The sequence below is a fragment of the Campylobacter rectus genome, assembly GCF_004803795.1.
GTDB classification, from domain to species: domain Bacteria; phylum Campylobacterota; class Campylobacteria; order Campylobacterales; family Campylobacteraceae; genus Campylobacter_A; species Campylobacter_A rectus.
The window spans coordinates 2192092-2212453 of the sequence record NZ_CP012543.1 but is presented as its reverse complement, the minus strand read 5'-3'; the positions used below and the strand labels follow the sequence as shown (position 1 = coordinate 2212453).

Below are 20362 nucleotides of genomic sequence, written 5' to 3'. Positions count from 1 at the left end.
ATGAATGATAAACTAAATCAGGTTCTAAAAAGACAGAAAAGACAGGTGATAGATCCGAGCGAAAAAGAGCGCGAGGAGATCGTCCAACTAGTCGGTTTCATCGTAGGCGACGAGGAGTATGCGATACCTATTTTAAACATCCAAGAGATAATTAAACCCATCGAATACACCCGCGTGCCTAGCGTGCCGGACTACGTTTTAGGCGTGTTCAATCTGCGCGGTAGCGTCATCCCGCTAATCGATTTAAGAAAGAAATTTTCTCTAAATGCCGCAAAACCGAGTGCAAGTACGAGGTATATCGTGATGAAAGAGGGCGATAATGTCGCGGGCTTCGTTATCGACAGGCTAACGGAGGCGATTAGGATACGACAAAACAGGATCGATCCGCCGCCCGAAACGCTTTTAAAAGATAAAGGTATGATTTACGGCATCGGCAAAAGAGATAACAACATCCTTACTATTTTAAAAGTCGAAGCGCTGCTAAAACGCGATTTCTAGAGTAAAATTTGATAAAACTTTGCGTATTTGATTTTGATTCGACCTTGATGGACGGCGAGACGATAGATTTTCTAGCCGCGGCAAAAGGCGTCGGCGATGAAGTTAGCGAAATAACGGCAAAGGCGATGGCGGGCGAGCTTGATTTTTTCGAGAGTTTGACGCGCCGCGTATCGCTTTTAAAAGGGCTTGAGCTTGCCAAAGTAGATGAAATTTGCTCAAATTTGCCGCTCATGCCTGGAGCCGCCGATCTGATCGCGCATCTAAAAAGCAAGGATATCAAGGTCGTAGTTTTTAGCGGAGGATTTCACTCAGGCACGGACAGAGCGCAAGAGAAGCTAAAATTTGACGCTAGCTTTGCAAATATCTTGCATCATAAAGACGGCATCCTAACCGGACTCGTGGGCGGCGAGATGATGTTTGGCTTTTCAAAGGGCGCGATGCTTGCAAATTTGCAAAAAATGCTCGGTATCTCAAAAGAACAGACGATGAGCGTGGGCGACGGAGCCAACGACCTATCTATGTTCGAGCATTCAAATTTAAAAATCGCGTTTTGCGCGAAGCAAATTTTAAGGCGGGCCGCAACTTGTTGCGTGGATAAAAAAGATTTGCGCGAGATCATAAATTTGATATAAAAGGCGATAAAAATGTTTAATAACGATATAAATTTTTCATTGTGGTGCGACTTTATCGAGCGCGACTTTTTGCAAAACGAGTTTGAAAATTTGCTCCAAAGCGGCGCGATTAACGGCGTGACCTCAAATCCGTCCATATTTAAAGCCGCGTTTTTATCGGGCTCCTATAAAGACGTCATCAATCAAATGGGCAAAAAATACCCGAAAGCGCTTTACGAGGCGCTTGCGGTGCAAGACATCAAGATAGCCGCGATCAAACTCTTGAAGCATTATGCAAACGGCGACGACGGCTTTGTGAGTATCGAGGTCGATCCAGGCTTTTGCGATAACGCCGCAGCTACGGTGGATGAGGGCGCTAGGCTGCACGAGCAGATCGGCATGCCAAACGTTATGATCAAAATCCCGGCGACAAAAGCGGGCTTTGAGGCGATGAGCGCTCTAACCGCACGCGGTATCGCGGTAAATGCGACGCTGATTTTCTCGCCTGAGCAAGCCGTAGCGTGTTTGGACGCTTTTGAAGAGGGCGTAAAGGCCTATGAGAAAAAATTTCCTCTAACGCCGCTGCCAAAAAGCGTGATTAGCATTTTTGTTAGCAGGTTTGACCGCTTGCTAGATGAAAAAATGCGCGAAAACTCGCTACCGACGGGGCAAATCGGCATAATGAACGCGACTAAAATTTACAAAATCATAGAAAATAAAAGCTTGCCTACGACAAGAGCGCTTTTTGCTAGCACGGGCGTAAAAGGCGATGAGCTGGCGAAGGATTATTACGTAAAAGAGCTGATGTATCAAAATGCCGTAAATACGGCTCCGCTTGACACCATTAAAGCCTTTATCGCAGGCAAAAACGAACCTAAAACCGCCGTCAGCGACGACAGTATAGAGAAATTTTTCGGCGTGATAAAAAGAGCCGATATAGATATGGAAAAGGTCTATAAAGACCTGTTAAACGATGGTTTAAAGCAGTTTGTGGCGGCATTTGAAGAGATAATGAAAGCGCTAAAATAATTAGGAAGAGCCATGAAGCCTTTAAGATTTACTTCCGTGAATGAAGAGGATGTTAAGGATTACGAGCCTATCGGCTCTAGCATCAAATTTGACAGCCAAGACGACGAGCTTGAACGCATAATAAATCAACGCGCAAATGCGGTAAAAAACGACATAGAAGCCGTTAGGGCTAAAAATAAAGAAATTTTGCAAGAAGAGCCGAACCAAACCGTAATACCTCTAAAAACGGACGGCTCTTTGCACAATGAAGCCTTAATGCAGCCTGCGGTTAAATTTGAAAAAAGCGGCGATTTTGATGATTTGCCAAAGTTAAAGCCCATAGACGACGAACCTGTAAAAAGCGAAGAACAAGCGGAGGTGGTCAAATTTGATAACTTTGATAACTTTAACGAACTCTCGGAACTGGAATCAAAAAGGCAAGAGCTAAACGAAAATCTCCAAGCCATAAACGAGGCTTTAAGCGAAATAGACGCCCTAAACGAGATGACGCCGCAAAAAGAAGAGCTTAGCGAGGCTGCGGTTTTTGTTACGCAAGACGAGCCTCAAATAGCCAATGAAGCGCAAGAAGCGATGAAATTTGACGGCGATAGCGAAAAAGCGAGCGTTTCTTATTTTGAACCTTTGCGGGAAAAAGTAGCAGAGGAGCAAACCCCCAGCGAGAAGGATCAGCTTTTGGACTTTTTAAGAGACGAATTTGGCTCGGCGGAGCGTGATAAAGATAAAACCGATGCCGGCGATAAATTTAGCATAAACGAAAATGAGGATACTGGGGATAAATTTAATACGGATAAAAAAGAAAATGCCCCGGATAAATTTGATGTTGATAAAAACGAGATAAATTCGGATCAAGTGCGGCCGAATTTGACTGCGGATTTTTGTGATGTGCCGCAGAGCGAAGAGCAAGATGATAAAAAATTTTTAAAGATTGACGAGCCCGTAAATTTGGACGGATCCGAAAAGCAAAATTTAGAGCCGAATTTGACAGAGATGCAAAAAAAAGTAAATAAAGGAGTAGCACAGGTGCAAACTACAAACGATATACAAATAGAGCAGACAAATGCGGTAAAAGAGCCCGAAACACAGGTAACAAAACGTAAGGATAGGGGCGCGCTATTAGCCGAACTCGGTCTGGCGATGAATGAAGATTCCTTAGGAATGTCCGGCGGCAGAGCGCCTATAGCGCAGGATGATGACGAGAGCGAGAAAAAGGCCGCTATGAAAGCGGTGCTTGACGAATACCTGATAAAGCTCATTGAACTTGGCGGCAGCGACTTGCATGTAAAGTCCGGCAAAGTGATTCGCGGTAGATTTAACGGCGAGATCGTTGCGATGGATGATAAAATTTTGGACTACGACCGCTCGATACTTCTTGCTAAAGAAATTTTAGGGTCGAATTATTACAACCTTATGAAAAAAAAGAGCGTGGATTTTACGTATAGGCTAAATGACGACTATCGCTTTCGTTCAAACATCTTTTTACAGATGGACGGCGTATCTTTTGTGTTTAGAACGATCCCGACTAAGATTCCTACGATGTCCGACCTCTTGCTTCCGCCTATTATCGAGAAGCTTTGCGATAGAGTAAATAGGGGCATCATCCTGGTAACAGGTCCGACCGGAAGCGGTAAAACCACGACTCTGGCCAGTATGATAAATTACTTAAACCACACGAAAAACTATCACATCGTTACTATCGAAGACCCGATAGAGTTTATCTATAACGACGACAAAAGCGTAATAAATCAGCGCGGTATCGGTCAAGACGTCGATAGCTTTACCGATGCGCTTAGGGCGTCTTTGCGCGAGGACCCGGATGTTATATTCGTGGGCGAGATGAGGGATCTAGAGACGGTTAGAACCGCGATAAATGCCGCAGAAACGGGTCACTTGGTGCTTGCGACGCTTCACACGCTCGATGCCAAAGAGACGATCGGACGCGTTATAAATATGTTCCCTAAAGAGGAACAAAACCGTATTAGGATGACCTTTGCTTCGGTCGCCGAAGCCATCATATCGCAGCGTCTAGTAGTGACCACGGGAAACAAACGCCGCGTGGCTTGCGAAATAATGATAAAAAACATAAGAATAAGAGATATGATTTTAGAGGACAGAGATAGCGAAATTTACGATGCGATAGAACAAAGTAGAAACACCTATCAGATGCAGACTTTTGAGCAGCACCTACTTGAGATGTATATAGGTGGGATAATCACGAAAGAGGAGGCTCTAAGGAGCGCTAGCAGAAGGGAAAATCTCGATATTAAAATAAAAAGCGCCGACCTCGCTAAAAGGCGGGCGATGGTCGCATCTATCGAAGAAGATACCGAGCTGTTGAGGGAATTTCAAAGCGACGTCATCGCGCTTAAAGATATCAAGTAAGGCGAAATTTATATAAATTTAGATATTATCAGCCTCTATTTTTTAAGAAAGGAAAACGATGTTAGAAGGTATCGTTAGAGAGAGTATCGGTAAAAAGGCGTCAAAAGCCTTGAGAAGAGATGGTTATCTAATCGCCAACATTTACGGCAAGGGATTAGAGAATGTGCAGGCCGCTTTTAAAATCAACGATTTTATAAAAGAGGTTCGCAAAAAAGAGAGCCTTGCGTTTGACGTAAAAGTAGGCGAAAAAACCTTAAAAGTCGTAGTCGTCGAATACCAAAAGGACCCTGTGACAAATGCGCTAAAGCACGTGGATCTAAAGGTCGCGCTTCCGGGCGTCGTCTCAAAATATATGATCCCGGTTAAACCTTACGGAACTCCTGTTGGTCTAAAAAATAAAGGCGTTTTGATCGTCTCGAAAAGACGTCTGGCCGTAAAATGCGCGGCTGAAAATTTGCCTAATTCATTCGATATAGACGTTAGCGGTCTTGACGTAGACGACACCGTCTTAGTGCGCGACATAGCAGTTCCTGCGGGCGTCACTATTGTCGATGCCGATCGCGTCGCGGTTCTAGGCGTAATAAAAGCTAAATAAGGCTAGCTTTGATACTCATAGTCGGACTGGGAAATCCCGGTCCCGAGTACTCCAAAACAAGACACAATATCGGCTTTATGCTGATCGATAGACTCAAAAACTCAAATTTCACCGACGTAAGCTCGGCCAAATTTCAAGGCGAGCTGTTTAAATTTCAAAATTTACTCCTTTTAAAACCCGCGACTTTTATGAACCTAAGCGGACGAAGCGTAAAAGCCGTCGCCGATTTTTATAAGCCTGAACGCGTTATCGTTATTCACGACGATCTTGATCTAAATTTCGGCGTAGTTAAATTTAAAAAAGGCGGCGGAAACGGCGGACATAACGGTCTAAAATCAATCGATGCGCTAATTGGCGCAGACTACGAGCGCGTGCGTATCGGTATCGGCAGAAGTGCGCATAAGGGCGAAAGCGCGGTGACCGGCCATGTGCTTGGCGAATTTAATGCAGAGGAAAAAGAGGGTTTGGAAAAAATTTTGGGTTACTGCGAGGATGCGCTAAAAGAGCTAATAAAAACCGATATCGACGCCGTTTCGCAAAAATTTTCCGTTAAAAAAGGGATTTTGTGAGAGGGTTAAATTTGCAAAAGAAATTCGGGGTAAAGCCGGATAAAACAAAATGGAGCGAAAACTTTTTAAATTTATTATTTGCAGGAAAAAACGGCGAGATTTTGGTTCGGCGTTTAAATTTATTCGCGTCAAATTTGACGAGCGGCTTTGAAAACGGATCGAATTCGCAAAAAAATTTCAAAATAAAATTTGAAAAAAAATGCATCAAAATTCGGCAAAAATATTTTTTTTCAAATTTTATCCGAAATTTTGCGCTTAAGTTTAAAATTTTTAATCTCGCAAAAATTCGTGCCGACCTTTTTACGAAACTAAAATTTAAAAAATTTGGATTACCGTTTTTTACGGCTGATAAATTTACGCCAAAATCGCTTCCGCAAAAACTTTTCGCGCTATTAAATTCGGCTCAAATTTATAAACGTTTTCAAGGTGCGGGTCTCGGACGAAAAAAAATCACGCCATACGCATCCTTTAAAAATGAGTTTGCGCAGCTTATTTTTTCGCAGAGCACGTGTTTAAAGTCGGTTTTTTTCGTAAAGCGAAATTTAAATTCGTCGGCTCGAAAAATCCTTGAGAGAAATTTGAAATTTGAAAATAAGGGTACAAATTTCAAGCTAATTCAAACATCTTTGCTTCGGCGCAATTTGATCCAAAATCCCGCCGAAATCGAAAAAAACGTCGGCAATGTCGCTATGCCAAATTTGAAATTTAAACTCCAAAATCCGCTCATTAGCAAGGCCGTTGGCCAAAACGCCAAGCGCCAAAATGTAAATTTGAGCGCCCAAGCCGCAAACATAAAGATCTCGGCGACTATACGATCTCAAAGCCCAAATTTGAGCAAAAAAGAGCCTAAATGAACCTTTACGCGCGTTACGTCGGCTGGCTTTATTTTAAATATTTCGTGATTTTATTCGTCGCTCTCACGCTTTTTTACGTAGGTATCGACATCCTCACGAACCTCAAAAGCATGCCGGCAAGCGCAAATTTAAAGCTGCTATATTTCGGGCTTACTTCGCTTACGGCTGTTAATTACGTCCTGCCGCTTTCGCTTATTTTTGCGCTTATCGCGAGCGAATTTAGTATGATTCGCAGTAACGAACTGGTGAGCTTTTACGCGCTTGGTATCGATAAAAATCGCTTGATAAAGCCGCCTTTTTATATCGCGCTTACCATCACGTTCGTTTACGTCGGACTAAATTTTACGCCTTTTGCCTACGCCTACGAGTACGGGCGAAACATCGTCAAACTCTCGAATTTATCGCGCACGAGCTCTGATATTTTCTTAAAATTCGAAGGCAAATTTGTCTATATGGACAGTCTAAATCCCATTAGCGGCGAGGCTAAAGACGTGCGGATATTTGACATAAACGGCAGCAATTTGCGTAGCGCGACTTTTGGGCTTAGCGCGAGATTTGTGGATGACCTTTGGTTGGTCAAGCAGGCTAAAATCGTAAATTTGCCCCAAAATATCAAGCTTGGCGAAAAAGGACTGGATATCAAACGACTTGGCGAGCTGAAAACGCTTGAAAATTTCAAGCCGAAAACCATCGAAAATGCCGCGGCCGAGAGCTCGGCGATCACGATATCCGATGCTGTGGATTACATTCAGGCTTTCAAAAACGAGGGTATCGGGCTAAATTCGGTCAAAACCACGCTTTATAACCTGGCTTTCTCGCCGTTTTTCGCACCGTTTATGGTGCTCATCATTTACTATTTTTTGCCGGTTACCGGACGATTTTTTAACCTCGCTTTAAAAAGCTTCATCTTCACGATCGCTTCGCTTTGCGTCTGGGGCGCGCTTTTTGTGATGATGAGGTTTGCTAGAAACGGTGTCATCTCGCCCGAGATCGGCGTCTTGCTCCCCGTCATTTTACTCGGCACATACGCTTTTTATCTTCATTTTAAGGCTCGTTAAGAGAGATTTAGGTTAAATTTTTGTAAAATCTAACTATTTTTAAACAAGGTCGGTTATGGATTTTACGAATTTGGCGCAAAAATACGGTACCCCTCTTTACATTTACGATTTTGATTATATGGCGCACCGCTACGAAGCGCTAAAAAACGCGTTTCACGCTAGAAAATCTCTCGTGTGCTACGCCGTTAAAGCAAACTCAAATTTAAGCGTTTTGAAATTTTTAGCGGGGCTTGGAGCAGGATTTGACTGCGTGAGCGTGGGCGAGGTTAGGCGCGCGCTGTTAGCCGGAGCTAAAAGCTATCAGATCATCCTAAGCGGCGTGGGCAAGCGCGACGACGAGCTCAAATTCGCGCTGGAAAATGAAATCTTGATGATAAATTTAGAAAGCGAAGCCGAGATGAACCGTCTGGAATCGATCGCAAAGCAGCTAGACAAGCCCGCTCGCATCAGCATCCGCGTAAATCCCGACATCGACGCTAAAACGCATCCATATATCTCGACCGGACTAAACGAAAATAAATTCGGCGTAGATCCGCAAACGGCAAAAAAAATGTATCTGCACGCTAAAAACTCGCCGTATCTCGAGCCCGTCGGCATCCACAGCCACATCGGCTCGCAGCTGACGGACGTTTGGCCTCTTATCGAGGCTGCAAAAACGGTCGCAAATTTGACTCGCGAGCTAAAAGCGGTGCAAATCGATATCAAATTTTTCGATGTCGGCGGCGGGCTGGGCATCATTTACGGCGATGAGAGCGAGCCTGATCTCTACGAATACGCGCAGGGCATTTTGGCAAATTTAAGCGGTCTGGACGTGACGGTAGTTTGCGAGCCCGGACGCTTTATCGCGGGCAATGCGGGATATTTTCTAACTAGCGTGCTTTACGAGAAATTTAACAAAGACAAGCGCTTTGTCATCGTGGACGGCGCGATGAACGACCTAATACGTCCGAGCCTCTATCAGGCTAGGCATAAAATTTTCGCTCTTAGCGGCGGCGAAATCTTTGACGAATGCAAAAAAGAGCAGCTTAAAGAGCTAAAATTTAGCCCTTGCGACGTGGTCGGTCCGATCTGCGAGAGCGGAGATTTTTTAGCCAAGGATAGAAATTTACCGCCGTTAAACCCCGGCGATCTTGTAGTCATCAAATCAGCTGGCGCATACGGCTTTGCGATGAGTAGCAACTACAACACTCGCGGGCGCGTCGCGGAGGTCGCCGTAAAGGGCGGCGAGGACTTTTTGATAAGGCGCCGCGAGAGCTTCGAGGACATAGTGGCGCTGGAGTGCGAATTTCTGGGCTAGGGAGCGAAAATGCAAAACATAAACGACCTTAGAAACGAGATAGATAGGATCGACGACGAGGTGCTAAAGCGCCTAAACGAGCGCATGAATTTCGTGCGAAAGATCGGCGAGCTAAAGCAAACCAGCGGTAGCTCGATCTATCGTCCCGAGCGCGAAAGAGCGATCCTAAACCGCCTCGAGGAGCAAGACTCCGCGTTTTTAAACAAGGCCGCGATCGAGGCGATTTATCTTGAGATTTTCGCCGTCAGCAGAAACCTCGAGATGCCCGAAAAAGTCGCCTATCTAGGGCCTGAGGGCACCTACACGCACCAAGCCGCCGAGAGTCGTTTCGGCGCGATGAGCGCGTATTTGCCGTTAGCTAGCATCGAGGCGGTTTTTACTAAACTAAAGCACAAAGAGGCCAAATACGGCGTCGTGCCGATAGAAAACAATACCGAAGGCGCGGTGGGCGCGACGTTAGACTGTCTCGGGCGGTTTGATAGCGTCAAGGTCGTAGCCGAAATTTATATGGATATCCATCATATTTTTGCGAGCAACTGCGAAAATTTAGGCGACATCAGGCGCATCTACTCGCACCCGCAAGGCTACAATCAGTGCCGCAAATTTTTAGACGATCATATGCTCTCGCCCGTCGAGTTTATCCCGGCAAAATCAACCGCGCAGGCCGCGCAGCTAGCTAGTAGCGAGCCAAACTCGGCCGCCATCTGCTCTAAGATCGCAGCCAAGCTTTATGGCGTGCCGATCTTGTTTGAGACGATCGAGGATAACGCCGCAAACCGCACGAGATTTTTTATCTTAAGCGATTTTAAAAACGAGCGCGCGCAAAAAAACAAAACATCAATCCTGGCAAAGACCGAGCATCGTCCCGGCGGGCTTGTGGAGCTGCTACTAGCCTTTAGAGACGAAGGCATAAATATAACCAAGCTAGAGAGTCGCCCGATCAAACAGCGCGAATTTAAGGCGAATTTTTATATAGATTTCGAGGGGCACATCGACGACGATAACGTCCAAAAAGCGATACAAAAAGCGATAAGCTACGGTCACGAGATCGCGTGGCTGGGAAGTTACGTCGCGTGGGAGGAGTGAGATGAAATTTAACGAAAATTTGGCGAATTTAGTGAGCTACGAGGCGGGCAAGCCTATCGAGCTAGTCGTGCGCGAATACGGCATCGACGCTAAAGACGTCATCAAGCTAGCCAGCAACGAAAACCCATACGGCACGAGTCCTGCAGTAGTAAAAGCAGTCGGCGAGATAGTAAATAAAATGCACCTCTACCCGGACGACAGCTACTTCGAGCTAAAGGCCGCGCTAGCGAGTAAATTCGGCGTCAGCGAAAAATCTATCGTAATAGGCTCGGGAAGCGATCAGATAATAGAATTTGCCGTGCATGCAAAAGCAAACGCGAACAAGGGCATTTTGACTGCGGGCATAACATTTGCTATGTATGAAATTTACGCTAAAGCCGCGGGCGCGAAGGTCTTTAAAACCGAGAGCAAAGAGCATGATCTGGGCGAGTTTTTGCAAATTTACAAGGCAAATAAGGACGAGATCGGCGTGATATTTTTGTGCGTGCCAAATAACCCCCTCGGAGGCTGCCTGGATGCCGAGGAAATTTATAAATTTTTAGAGCAGATTGACGCCGATACGCTCGTGGTTATCGACGGAGCGTATCAGGAGTTTGCTAAATTTAAAGACGCGAAAAAAGAGATAAAGCCGAAGGGACTCATAGCTAAATTTCCAAACGCGATATATCTAGGCACGTTTTCTAAGGCTTACGGCCTCGGCGGTATGCGCGTGGGATACGGCATCGGTGAAGAAAGCGTGATGAATGAGCTGGGAAAACTAAGGGCGCCGTTTAATATAACGACGCTTAGCTTAAAAGCGGCCATAGAAGCGCTAAAAGACGAAGAATTCGTAAAAATGACGCTTGAGACGAATTTTAAAGAGATGAAAAAATACGAAAAATTCGCCGATCTTCACGATATAAAGCGCCTGCCTAGCTTTACGAATTTTATCGTTTTTGAATTTGAGCGTCAAAATGCAAGCGAGATTGCTCAAAATCTGTTAAAAAAAGGTATAATTTTACGTGATCTAAAAGGCTACGGACTAAACGCGATCCGTATAACGATCGGTTTGCCTAGTCAAAACGACGTAGTTTTAAAACAAATCGAGGAAAATTTAAAATAAATGGATTTTAAAACCGCAGTTCAGCAAATCGGCCAGGTCTATCACAACCTCTCGCTAAGGCAGCGTCTAGTCGCCGCGGGCTCGATCGTGCTCGTGGTCGGGTTTTTGGTATTTTTGAGCATTTATAAAAGCTCAAACGAAGGCTACGACGGATATAGCGTCCTTTTTGAAAACACCTCCGCCGCGGACTCTGCGCTGATAATCCAGCAACTTGAAAAAGATAAAGTAAAATATAAAATTTTAAACGAGGGCACGATTTTAGTGCCAAACTCGGACGTTTACCGCGAGAGGATTTCGATCGCGTCGCTTGGTATTTTAAAGGACGGCAAGGTCGGATTTGAGATTTTCGATAAGCAAGAATTCGGCGCTACAGACGCCGAGCAAAAGGTCAAATTTCAGCGTGCGCTCGAGGGCGAGCTAGCCCGCACGATCGAAAGTCTAGCGCCGATAAATAAAGCCATCGTGCGCATCGCGATACCCAAAGAAACGCTTTTTACCGAGCGAGCTACGCCGCCAAGTGCGTCTATCGTGCTTAATTTAAAAGACGGACAGAGCTTAAATTTAAAACAAATCGCGGGCATTAAAAATTTAGTCGCCGCCGCGGTGGCAAATTTAAAACCCGAGCAAGTAAAAATCGTAAGCCAGGACGGAGTGCCGCTTGGCGAGGAGGACGGCGAATACGATAGCGATCAGATCACTCAACAGATCCGCTATAAACGCGACGCCGAGCACAATCTCGAAGAAAAGATCATAAACGTCCTATCGCCTATCGTGGGCGGAGCGGATAAGGTCGTGGCAAAGGTCACCATAGATTTCGACTTTGCCAGAAAAGATAGCCAAAGCGAGAGTTTTGATCCAAACTCCGTGGCTAGAAGCGAGCAAAATATCGAAGAAAAGCGCCAAGGCAGCAAAGAAGCCGAAGTGCAAGGAGTGCCGGGAGCCGTGAGTAATATCGGTCCGGTCGAAGGCCTGCAAGATAATAAAATGAAAGAGCTCTACTCGAAAAGCTCGTCTACGACAAACTACGAGATATCAAAAAAAGTCGAGCGCGTCAAGGATCAGTTTGCCAAGATAAAACGCCTAAGCGCCGCGGTCGTCGTGGACGGAAAATACGAAAATAAAAAGGACGAGAACGGAAATCCGACCAAAGAGATCGCCTACGTACCGCTTGATGAAAATCAACTCGCGCGTATAGACGCGCTCATTCGTCAAGCCATCTGCTTTGATCAAAACAGAGGCGATGAGATCACGGTGAGCAACTTTGAGTTCCAGCGTCAAGACGGACAAACTCCTGCCAGCAAGGTAAATTCGTTTTTCGAGCTTTACGTAGTGCCGTTTTTACCGATCCTAAAATACCTTTTTGCCGCGGTTTTACTCTATATCTTCTACAAAAAAGTCATCGTGCCGTTTATGGCCAAGATGCTTGAAGATATCAAAGAAGAAGAGCCTGAACTCCCGGATAGCGACGACCAGCTGGGCGATAGCGAAGATACGCTGGAGAAATTCCAAGCCGCCAGGAAAAAGGTTGAGGAACAGCTGGGTATCGGCGATAACTTTAACGAAGACGATCTGCGCTACGACGTATTGCTGGAAAAGATGAAGCTAATCGCACAAGAGCGTAGCGACGAGATCGCCGTGCTGCTTCAGGACTTGGTCAAAAACGATTCGGATTTTAGCAACCGTAAGGACTTTTAATGGCAACAAAGCTAAACGAACAGCAAAAGATGATGTATGACGACCTTTCGATGCCCGAAAAGGTCGCTATTTTGCTTATCCAGCTGGGCGAAGATGTCACGACTCTGCTTTTTTCGCATATGGAAGTGGACGTCATAACCGAAATTTCGCGCTATATAGCCACCGCAAAGAGTATGGATAAAAGCGTAGCGGCCGCTATTTTGGAAGAATTTTACGCTCTCATGCAGTCAAACCAATATATGAGAAGCGGCGGTTTAGAATACGCGAAAGAAATTTTATATCGCACCTTCGGTCCGGAAACCGCGCAAAAGATCCTCGATAAACTCGCAAAAAGTATGGAGAGCTCAAAGAGTTTCGGATATCTTACCAAGGTCAAGCCTCAGCAGCTTGCGGATTTTATTATGACCGAGCACCCTCAGACTATCGCGCTTATTTTGGCGCATATGGACTCGACCAGCGCAGCTGAGACGCTTTCGTATTTTAACGACGAACTTAGAAGCGAGGTCGTCGTGAGGATGGCAAATTTAGGCGACATCAGCCCCTCTATCATCAAGCGCGTTTCAACGGTACTCGAGGGCAAGCTAGAGAGCCTCACGTCCTACAAGGTCGAAGTCGGCGGACCAAGAGCCGTGGCGGAGGTGCTAAATCGCCTCGGTCAAAAAGCGTCAAAAGCCACGATCGAATACATCGAAGACGTCGATGACAAGCTCGCTACGACGATCAAAGAGCTTATGTTTACATTTGAGGATATCAACACCCTTAACCAAGCTGCCATCCGCGAGATACTTAAAAACGTCGATAAAAAAGACCTCATGGTCGCGCTAAAAGGCAGCGGCGACGCGCTCAAGGAGAAATTCCTCTCCAGTATGTCTCAGCGCGCCAGCGAAGCGTTTAAAGAGGAGATGCAGTTTTTGGGCGCGGTGCGCGTAAAAGACGTCGAAGAGGCGCAGCGCCGCATAGTAGAGCAGGTCCAAGCCCTAGCCGAGGGCGGGGCATTCCAAATAGGCGAAGCCGATGAGATGATAGAATGAAAAGCAGCGTAATAACAAACGAGCGCTCAAAAGAGCACTTCGTAGAAAACTATCGGTTTAAAATTTTAGGTCAGGAAAAAAGAAGCGAAGAGACGCACGTTTCACAAGAGAGCGAGCCTCGCCGCGTGCCGGAGCATCACCAAGAGCGCGTCTTAAACGGCGAGCAAGATAGCTCAAATTTAAGCGAAGAAAAAGAGCAAGGCGCGCATTTGAAGTCCGAATCAAGCTTCATCGAAGAGCTGCTAAAGCGTACCGACGAGATGAGCGGCAGTATGATAAAGCTGCAAATGCAAATCGAAAATCAAGAAAACGAATTCGCCAAACGCCTAGAGAGCGAAACCCGGCGCGCCAAAGAGGACGGCATAAAGCAGGGCGCAGATGAGGCGGCGGCTAAATTTGACGAGGAGCTAAGGGCGCTTGAGAGCAGATATCTCGGCTCGATAAATAAGCTAGAGGAGCAAGCGGCTAAATTTGAAAACCTCATCGCGTCTAGCGAAGCGCAGCTACCCGCCACCGCAGTCGAGATCGCAAAAGAGGTCGTGAAAAAGGAGATTTCGCTAAATTCGGCAAACATCGCTGCGGCTATTTGCAAGGAGCTTTTTAGCGAGATAAAAGACGCTAAAGAGGTGCAGATAAAAGTAAATCCGAAGGATTATGAGTTTATCAAAGAAAATTTCTCCGGGCAAAACGTCAAAATCTCCGCCGACGAAGCCATCAGCGCGGGCGGAGCGATAGTGCTAAGCGACGCGGGCAACCTCGAGGGCACGATCGAAGCCAGACTAGAAAAAATCAAAAAGATAATAAGGTAATGATAGACGTAAAATCGATGAACGCAGAAGAGCTCGAGGCGCTTTGCGGGAAGCTGCGGGATAAAATTTTACAAACCGTCAGCGCAAACGGCGGGCATCTGAGCTCAAACATCGGCGCAGTCGAGCTTATCGTCGCGATGCACTATGTTTTCGACGCCGCAAAAGATCCGTTTATATTTGACGTTAGCCACCAAAGCTACGCGCACAAGCTAATCACCGGACGTTGGGATAAATTTGACACGCTTAGAAAATTCGGCGGTATCAGCGGCTACACCAAGCCCTCCGAGAGCAAATACGACTACTTTATCGCCGGACACAGCTCCACCTCGATCTCGCTAGCAGTGGGCGCGTCAAAGGCGATCAAGCTAAAGGGTGAGGATCGCATCCCTGTGGCATTTATCGGCGACGGCTCGATGAGCGCGGGTATCGCATACGAGGCGCTAAACGAGCTGGGCGATATCAAAAACCCTTGCGTCGTCATCCTAAACGACAACGAAATGAGTATCAGCAAGCCCATCGGCGCCTTTAGCAACTACCTCTCGCAGATGATGGCGGGGCCGCTGTATCAGAAGTTTAAAAGCCGCGTCGAGCGATTTTTGAGCTATATGCCCGACGGCGCCGCATATATGGCGCGCAGGATGGAGGAGGGCATTAGGCTGATTACGCCCGGGATGTTTTTCGAGGAGCTTGGGCTTGAGTATATCGGCCCCGTAAACGGCCACGACGTGAAGGCGCTCATTGAGGCTTTTAGCGTCGCAAAAGGTATGAAAAAGCCCGTCGTCGTGCACGCGCAGACGTTAAAGGGCAAGGGTTATGAAAAGGCCGAGGGGCATCTAGCCAGCTGGCACGGCGTGAGCCCGTTTGATCTGCAAAGCGGCGAGGCTATCAAAAAATCGGCCGCCAAATCGGCCACTGCGCTTTTTGCGGAAAATTTGCTTGAGCTAGCGAGCGAACACGAAAATATCGTCGGGGTCACCGCCGCGATGCCTACGGGCACGGGTATAGACGCTCTGATGGAGAGATTTCCCGATAGGTTTTGGGACGTCGCGATCGCCGAGCAGCACGCCGTCGCCTCGATGGCCGCGATGGCGAAGGAAGGCTTTAAGCCCTTTATCGCGATTTATTCGACCTTTTTGCAGCGGGCGTTTGACCAGGTCGTGCACGACTGTGCGATCATGAATCTAAACGTCGTCTTTGCGATGGACCGCGCGGGTATCGTCGGCGAGGACGGCGAGACGCATCAGGGCGCTTTTGACGTGAGCTATCTAAATTTGATCCCGAATCTGACGATTTTCGCGCCTCGTTGCGCCGATAGTTTTAGGCTCGCGATGCGCTATGCTTACGCTCACGAGGGGCCTTGCGCTTTTCGCTATCCGCGCGGAGCTTTTGCGCTGGCGCAGGGCGAATTTGAGGCGAGAGAGCTAAAGCTCGGCAAGGGCGAGATTTTGGTCGAGGGCGGCGGCGAAGCGGCCTTTATCGCTTACGGCAACGCCGTTGGCAAGGCAAATGCCGCGCGCAAAATTTTACTGGAAAAAACGGACGGTAAATTTGACCCAAGCCTTATTGATCTAGTATTTGTTAAGCCGCTTGATAGCGAACTTTTGCAAGAGATCGCCCGCAGGCATAAAATTTGGTACGTCTTTTCCGATACCGCAAAAAAGGGCGGCGTAGGCGAGATTTTGGCTGCGTTTTTACAGGAGCGGCGCATTTTTGACGTGCGCATCGTTAGCTTTGAGTTTGACGACGCCTTTATCCCGCACGGCGCTACGGCGGATGTCGAAAAGGCTCTTGGTATCGATGCGGCGAGCATTTGCGATAAAATTTTAGCCAAGTCTTCGGATTAAATTTGAGCTGAAGCGTTTTTGTGCGTTTAAGCGAGCATATTCGGGCGGAAAAGGCGAAAAATTTGAGCGAAACAAACCTTTTTATACTCGGTCTCGCCGCTCTTACTTTGATTTACCGCGCCTTAAACGGCACAGGCAAATTTGTGCGAGTTAAGCCGGTTTTATTTATTTTTATCTTCGTTTATCTTTTTTACGGGCTGGCTTGCGAGCGAATTTTAGGTTAAATTTGGGCCGCGATAGGCTTTTGGGCTAAGGTTTGTTTTGCTCGTTGCGGGCTAGGATTAAAATCGCTAAAAAACATTACAGACTTTCGTTTTTGCCGTTTATAAAATGCTTAAATTTGGCGCCAATGCTTGATTGGATGCGGATTTTATCGAAAAGGTAAAATTTAAGTAAATCTTCGCTCGTAAATTTAGTCGTGCGGCAAGGCATAGAAGCTTGTTTAAATTTAAAATCGCAATTAGCGAAAACTCAAAAATGCGAATTATTTTTACACCTTTGCTTCAAAAACGTAGCCGTATCTAAAACGCTGCGGTATCGCCGCAACCGACGAAAATAAATTTTACGGCAGCGATGATAAGCGGCGGTCGACTGCAACGATCGATAGCAAAATTTACGCCGCATTAAAAGTCGGCTTTTTATTTAAATTCGGCGAGCAAACCGTCAAATTTAAATCGCCTTGCAAATTTAAGCCCCAAAACACTAAATTCGGCAGGGTAAATTTGAGCCCAAACGTCTAAATTTTACCTTAGGTATAGCGCTTAAACTCGCAAAAAGCATAAATTTGACTACAAATGACACAAATTTTAGTAAATAATAATTTATATTATCAACTATAAAGAAGTTTTAAATAAAATTTTTGTATATTTAGCGAAAAATATCAGGAAAAACGATGAACTATATGGAACTTCTCAAAAATCGCGGCCTCAAAGCCACCCCGCAACGCCTCAGCGTGCTAAAGATCCTCGACAGCCACACGCACCCGACGATCGACGAGCTCTACGACGAGATCTGCGCCGAAAATCCGTCGGTATCGCTCGCAACGGTCTATAAAAATCTAAATATGCTAAAGGACGAAGGGCTTGTCGTCGAGGTCAATATGCCCAACCAAAAAGTGCGCTACGACATATTTAGCCGCCCGCATATCCACGTCGTATGCGAGAGTTGCGGGCGCGTGGAGGACTATGATTTTTGCGAGGCGCTAAGCGAGTACAAGGAAAATCTGGAGAGAAAGCTAGGCAATCTCATCGAAAAGATGAACGTGCTAGTGACCGTAAAAAACTGCAAAAACTGCCGTCACTAGACGGTTTTTCTCATCTTTATGCTTGATTAATTCACCTATCTTATTTTTGCGACGGTTTATTTTTATCCGTTTTTGTGCGTTGCTCGGTTTTAAAGCGATCGCCGCCAGCGAAAACGGATAATTTTTGGCTTGCCTACCTTTTGCGATCGACGAGCTCGAATTTTTTGTGAGCCGCGCTTGCTCGTGACTTTAATTTAGCGCTTTTTGGATTCGCCGACGGAGCAAAATACGGTAAATTTGTAAAATTCGTCTTTTGCTTTATCGGCAATCTTTCTTTTAAATTTATTTAGAAATTTTTGGGTTTGTTTCGGTTTGCATCGGTGCCGAAGCTAAATTTGACAGTAAATTTAAACTCATCGAAAGCGACCCTGGAGCGAAAAAGTCGATAAGCCGTGTTAAATTTGCAGACCGAGAGCTAAATTCGTCGCGGCGGTAAAATTTATAAATTTTACGTTTAAGATACGGGTTGCGCGTAAAATTCGCTTTTTAGTGAGGGCAAAGAGATCGGTGGCCGTTTTATCAAAATCGGCCTATTTTTATTTACGGTTTTCGCGGCGCGGTTAAATTTAGGCTCAAATTTATAAATTTTGCCGCCGTTTTGATCTGACGAGCGAGATTTCACCGAAATCTCAAATTTATATCCACGAGCACTTCGGTTACAGCGTCAAAAGCCTATGACATTTCGCCGTGCTCGGCAACAACCGAATTTATGCCGAATTTACGTTAATTTTCACTCTGCGCGCGATTTGTCCGAATCAAAAACTCTTTGCTGGGTCCTCGTCGTCGAGGCAGACGGGCGTTACGAGTCGGGACGCAGTTTTCTGGGTCGTCGTTAGATACCCCTTGCTCGCTGCTGAAATTTCGCGTTTGGATGCGCGAAAAATCATCCTCGTCGCCGTTTGGCGGCATGCTAAAATCCTCGTTTCGGCAGATTTCATCGTATTTGATCGCAATTAGCCGCAAAAATCAAGCCCGCTGCGAGCCAAAACGCAGGCCGTCGCAGACCGAGCCCATGCGAAAACTCGTCCTCGCCCGCATCGTCCGGCTACAGCGCGCATACCAAGCCCTCCGAGCTGTCTCAAACCGCTATATCTGGGTGTCAAGCTCGCGATCCTCGCCGTAAAACCAATGCCCCAGCTCCTCGTCGCGGTTTTTCTCATCGTCCGCGAAACGATATCCGTGCTGCGCTCGCGCTCGTTGCAGTCTCTCACGCAGACGCCCCTGCGGATAGAGATTGCCGCGCCAAAATTTAATCAAAATACGCCCGTATCGTTCGGTTACAGCGCGCATACTAAGCCCCCCCCCGAGCTTCTTTAGCGCGCGTATATCCTTGCGGTAGTGACCGCAGAAAAGCTAAGCAAAGAGAATTTCTTACTTCATCTTAAAGAGAATGTGTTCTGTTCTACTTCACTGCGTTCGTAGCTTTTCAAGACGCAGCTACGAGTGTAGTGAAGTAGAGTTTAGATGCAATAACAGCAAAGATGCAAAACAAGCGAAACGCTCACGAAGTGATGTTTGTATAAAAGAGCTCTATCATATTGTGCTAAAATTGATAAGAGGTCTTGTAAGTAGCAACGCAAGTCGCAGCTAAAAATCCGCTTAACTTATCTTGAGCCTAAATTTTTATATGTTTTACTTAAAATTTTGGATTTCATCCGCCTCGCGTTTTTAAAAATTACGCGAGATGTCGTGCTTCGAAACGATGGGTGTCAAGACCACCGCGTAGGAGCTTGATATTTTCTATCCGTGTGCACTGCGACGCGCAAACTTATCCGATTGTGATTTTAGATATTGCGAGATTTGGTCTATACGATCGCGCCGCCCGGCTCGTGAGCGGCTCTCATAATCCCGCCGAAAAGCCCGGACTGCGCCGTTTAAATTTATCTTAACGTCGCACGCCGGGCGCTATTTGTAGTCAAATTTCCCCGTTCCCGCCCTCGGTATCGCCAGATCAGTACGCGGTAGTTACATTGCATAGTTACATTGCCCTTGTAAATTTACTGAAAATAAATCGTAAAAAAGGGCGCGCCCGTTTCCGCGAGCGCTCTGATAGATATGTTCTCACAGAGTTGTACTCGCCTCTTGCGATACTTACCCGAAATTTTTCTAAATTTCGTCGCTAAATTTTTAGCTTTCGATCAGATCGATTTGCCAGTTTGCGCCTTGCAGCGTCGTGTCTAGCTGCCTGATTTGCCTAGCTATCTCGTCTATTTGCTTTTGCAGCGCCGCGACATCGACCGTGCTTAAAATTTTAATCTCGCTATGCGAATATAAATTAACTTTTTGCGCGGCAGCTTGCGCAAATGCCCGTAGCATGTTCGCTTTTAGCATGAGTATGTCGCGCTTGGCGATGAGCTCGATGAGGCTCTTGCCGTCCGCTTTTGCGGTGCAGTTGGTTAAATTTATCCGAACGATTAGCTGTTCAAGCTCTCTGCTTAGCGCGTCCAGCTCGGCTAGTAGCGTCTTTGGCTCCTCGCCGGGCTTCTCGCCTTCTTGCACCTTCGCGTTGTCCGTGAGCCTTGATCTTAGCTGCTCGATGCGTTTTTGTATGTCGGCGCGCAGTATCAGCGCCTCGGCTAGTTTCATTTTCGTCCTTTTTTAA

At 46.4% G+C, this 20362-nt stretch carries 20 protein-coding genes; 17 read left to right on the top strand and 3 right to left on the bottom strand.

Features of this window, described 5'->3' with window-relative positions:
* The 17 genes from CRECT_RS10665 (at position 1) to CRECT_RS10585 (ending at position 17760) form a co-directional block, all read left to right on the top strand.
* Positions 1–498: a chemotaxis protein CheW gene (locus CRECT_RS10665; RefSeq protein ID WP_002943971.1), complete on the top strand. Its 498-nt coding sequence runs from the start codon at positions 1–3 to the stop codon at positions 496–498.
* A gap of 8 nt (positions 499–506) precedes the next feature.
* Positions 507–1130, top strand: a complete 624-nt coding sequence (gene serB, locus CRECT_RS10660) for a phosphoserine phosphatase SerB (protein ID WP_002943753.1) — start codon at positions 507–509, stop codon at positions 1128–1130.
* A gap of 12 nt (positions 1131–1142) precedes the next feature.
* Positions 1143–2138: a transaldolase gene (locus CRECT_RS10655; protein ID WP_002943647.1), complete on the top strand. Its 996-nt coding sequence runs from the start codon at positions 1143–1145 to the stop codon at positions 2136–2138.
* 12 nt (positions 2139–2150) lie between these two features.
* The gene (locus tag CRECT_RS13115; RefSeq protein ID WP_171992732.1) at positions 2151–4517 is read left to right on the top strand and encodes a type IV pilus twitching motility protein PilT; all 2367 of its coding nucleotides are present in this window, start codon (positions 2151–2153) and stop codon (positions 4515–4517) included.
* Between the two features lie 58 nt (positions 4518–4575).
* A complete protein-coding gene (locus tag CRECT_RS10645; RefSeq protein WP_002943715.1) occupies positions 4576–5112 on the top strand; it encodes a 50S ribosomal protein L25/general stress protein Ctc in 537 nt (178 codons plus the stop codon).
* An 8-nt stretch (positions 5113–5120) separates the two neighbouring features.
* A complete protein-coding gene (pth, locus tag CRECT_RS10640; protein ID WP_002943964.1) occupies positions 5121–5681 on the top strand; it encodes an aminoacyl-tRNA hydrolase in 561 nt (186 codons plus the stop codon).
* Positions 5678–6535 (top strand): hypothetical protein, encoded by an 858-nt coding sequence (locus CRECT_RS10635; protein WP_002943873.1) that lies wholly within the window; start codon positions 5678–5680, stop codon positions 6533–6535. Before pth ends, CRECT_RS10635 begins: the two co-directional genes overlap by 4 nt.
* Positions 6532–7593 (top strand): LptF/LptG family permease, encoded by a 1062-nt coding sequence (locus CRECT_RS10630; protein ID WP_002943612.1) that lies wholly within the window; start codon positions 6532–6534, stop codon positions 7591–7593. The genes CRECT_RS10635 and CRECT_RS10630 overlap by 4 nt, the downstream gene beginning before the upstream one ends.
* 55 nt (positions 7594–7648) lie before the next feature.
* Entirely contained in the window at positions 7649–8890 is a 1242-nt protein-coding gene (gene lysA, locus CRECT_RS10625; RefSeq protein ID WP_002943855.1) for a diaminopimelate decarboxylase, read from the top strand.
* Between the two features lie 9 nt (positions 8891–8899).
* Positions 8900–9976 carry a prephenate dehydratase gene (gene pheA / locus CRECT_RS10620; RefSeq protein WP_171992731.1) on the top strand — a complete coding sequence of 359 codons (1077 nt, stop codon included), beginning with the start codon at positions 8900–8902 and terminating at the stop codon, positions 9974–9976.
* A 1-nt stretch (position 9977) separates the two neighbouring features.
* Positions 9978–11078: a histidinol-phosphate transaminase gene (hisC, locus tag CRECT_RS10615; RefSeq protein ID WP_002943722.1), complete on the top strand. Its 1101-nt coding sequence runs from the start codon at positions 9978–9980 to the stop codon at positions 11076–11078.
* Positions 11079–12773: a flagellar basal-body MS-ring/collar protein FliF gene (gene fliF, locus CRECT_RS10610; protein WP_002943899.1), complete on the top strand. Its 1695-nt coding sequence runs from the start codon at positions 11079–11081 to the stop codon at positions 12771–12773.
* Entirely contained in the window at positions 12773–13804 is a 1032-nt protein-coding gene (gene fliG / locus CRECT_RS10605; protein ID WP_002943628.1) for a flagellar motor switch protein FliG, read from the top strand. The genes fliF and fliG overlap by 1 nt, the downstream gene beginning before the upstream one ends.
* On the top strand, positions 13801–14613 hold the full coding sequence (gene fliH, locus CRECT_RS10600; protein ID WP_002943876.1) for a flagellar assembly protein FliH: 813 nt from the start codon (positions 13801–13803) through the stop codon (positions 14611–14613). The genes fliG and fliH overlap by 4 nt, the downstream gene beginning before the upstream one ends.
* Before the next feature lie 2 nt (positions 14614–14615).
* Positions 14616–16457: a 1-deoxy-D-xylulose-5-phosphate synthase gene (gene dxs / locus CRECT_RS10595; RefSeq protein WP_171992775.1), complete on the top strand. Its 1842-nt coding sequence runs from the start codon at positions 14616–14618 to the stop codon at positions 16455–16457.
* Positions 16458–16519: 62 nt separating this feature from the next.
* Positions 16520–16681: a hypothetical protein gene (locus tag CRECT_RS10590; protein ID WP_227932284.1), complete on the top strand. Its 162-nt coding sequence runs from the start codon at positions 16520–16522 to the stop codon at positions 16679–16681.
* Positions 16682–17349: 668 nt separating this feature from the next.
* Complete coding sequence (locus tag CRECT_RS10585) at positions 17350–17760, top strand: Fur family transcriptional regulator (protein ID WP_039887735.1); 411 nt, start codon at positions 17350–17352, stop codon at positions 17758–17760.
* A gap of 723 nt (positions 17761–18483) precedes the next feature.
* Here the strand turns inward: CRECT_RS10585 and CRECT_RS10580 are convergent.
* The 3 genes from CRECT_RS10580 to CRECT_RS10570 form a co-directional block, all read right to left on the bottom strand.
* Positions 18484–18723: a hypothetical protein gene (locus CRECT_RS10580; protein WP_002943684.1), complete on the bottom strand. Its 240-nt coding sequence runs from the start codon at positions 18721–18723 to the stop codon at positions 18484–18486.
* A gap of 123 nt (positions 18724–18846) precedes the next feature.
* The gene (locus CRECT_RS10575; RefSeq protein ID WP_171992730.1) at positions 18847–19017 is read right to left on the bottom strand and encodes a hypothetical protein; all 171 of its coding nucleotides are present in this window, start codon (positions 19015–19017) and stop codon (positions 18847–18849) included.
* A gap of 870 nt (positions 19018–19887) precedes the next feature.
* On the bottom strand, positions 19888–20346 hold the full coding sequence (locus CRECT_RS10570) for a DIP1984 family protein (protein WP_002943850.1): 459 nt from the start codon (positions 20344–20346) through the stop codon (positions 19888–19890).
* Between the last annotated feature and the right edge of the window lie 16 nt (positions 20347–20362).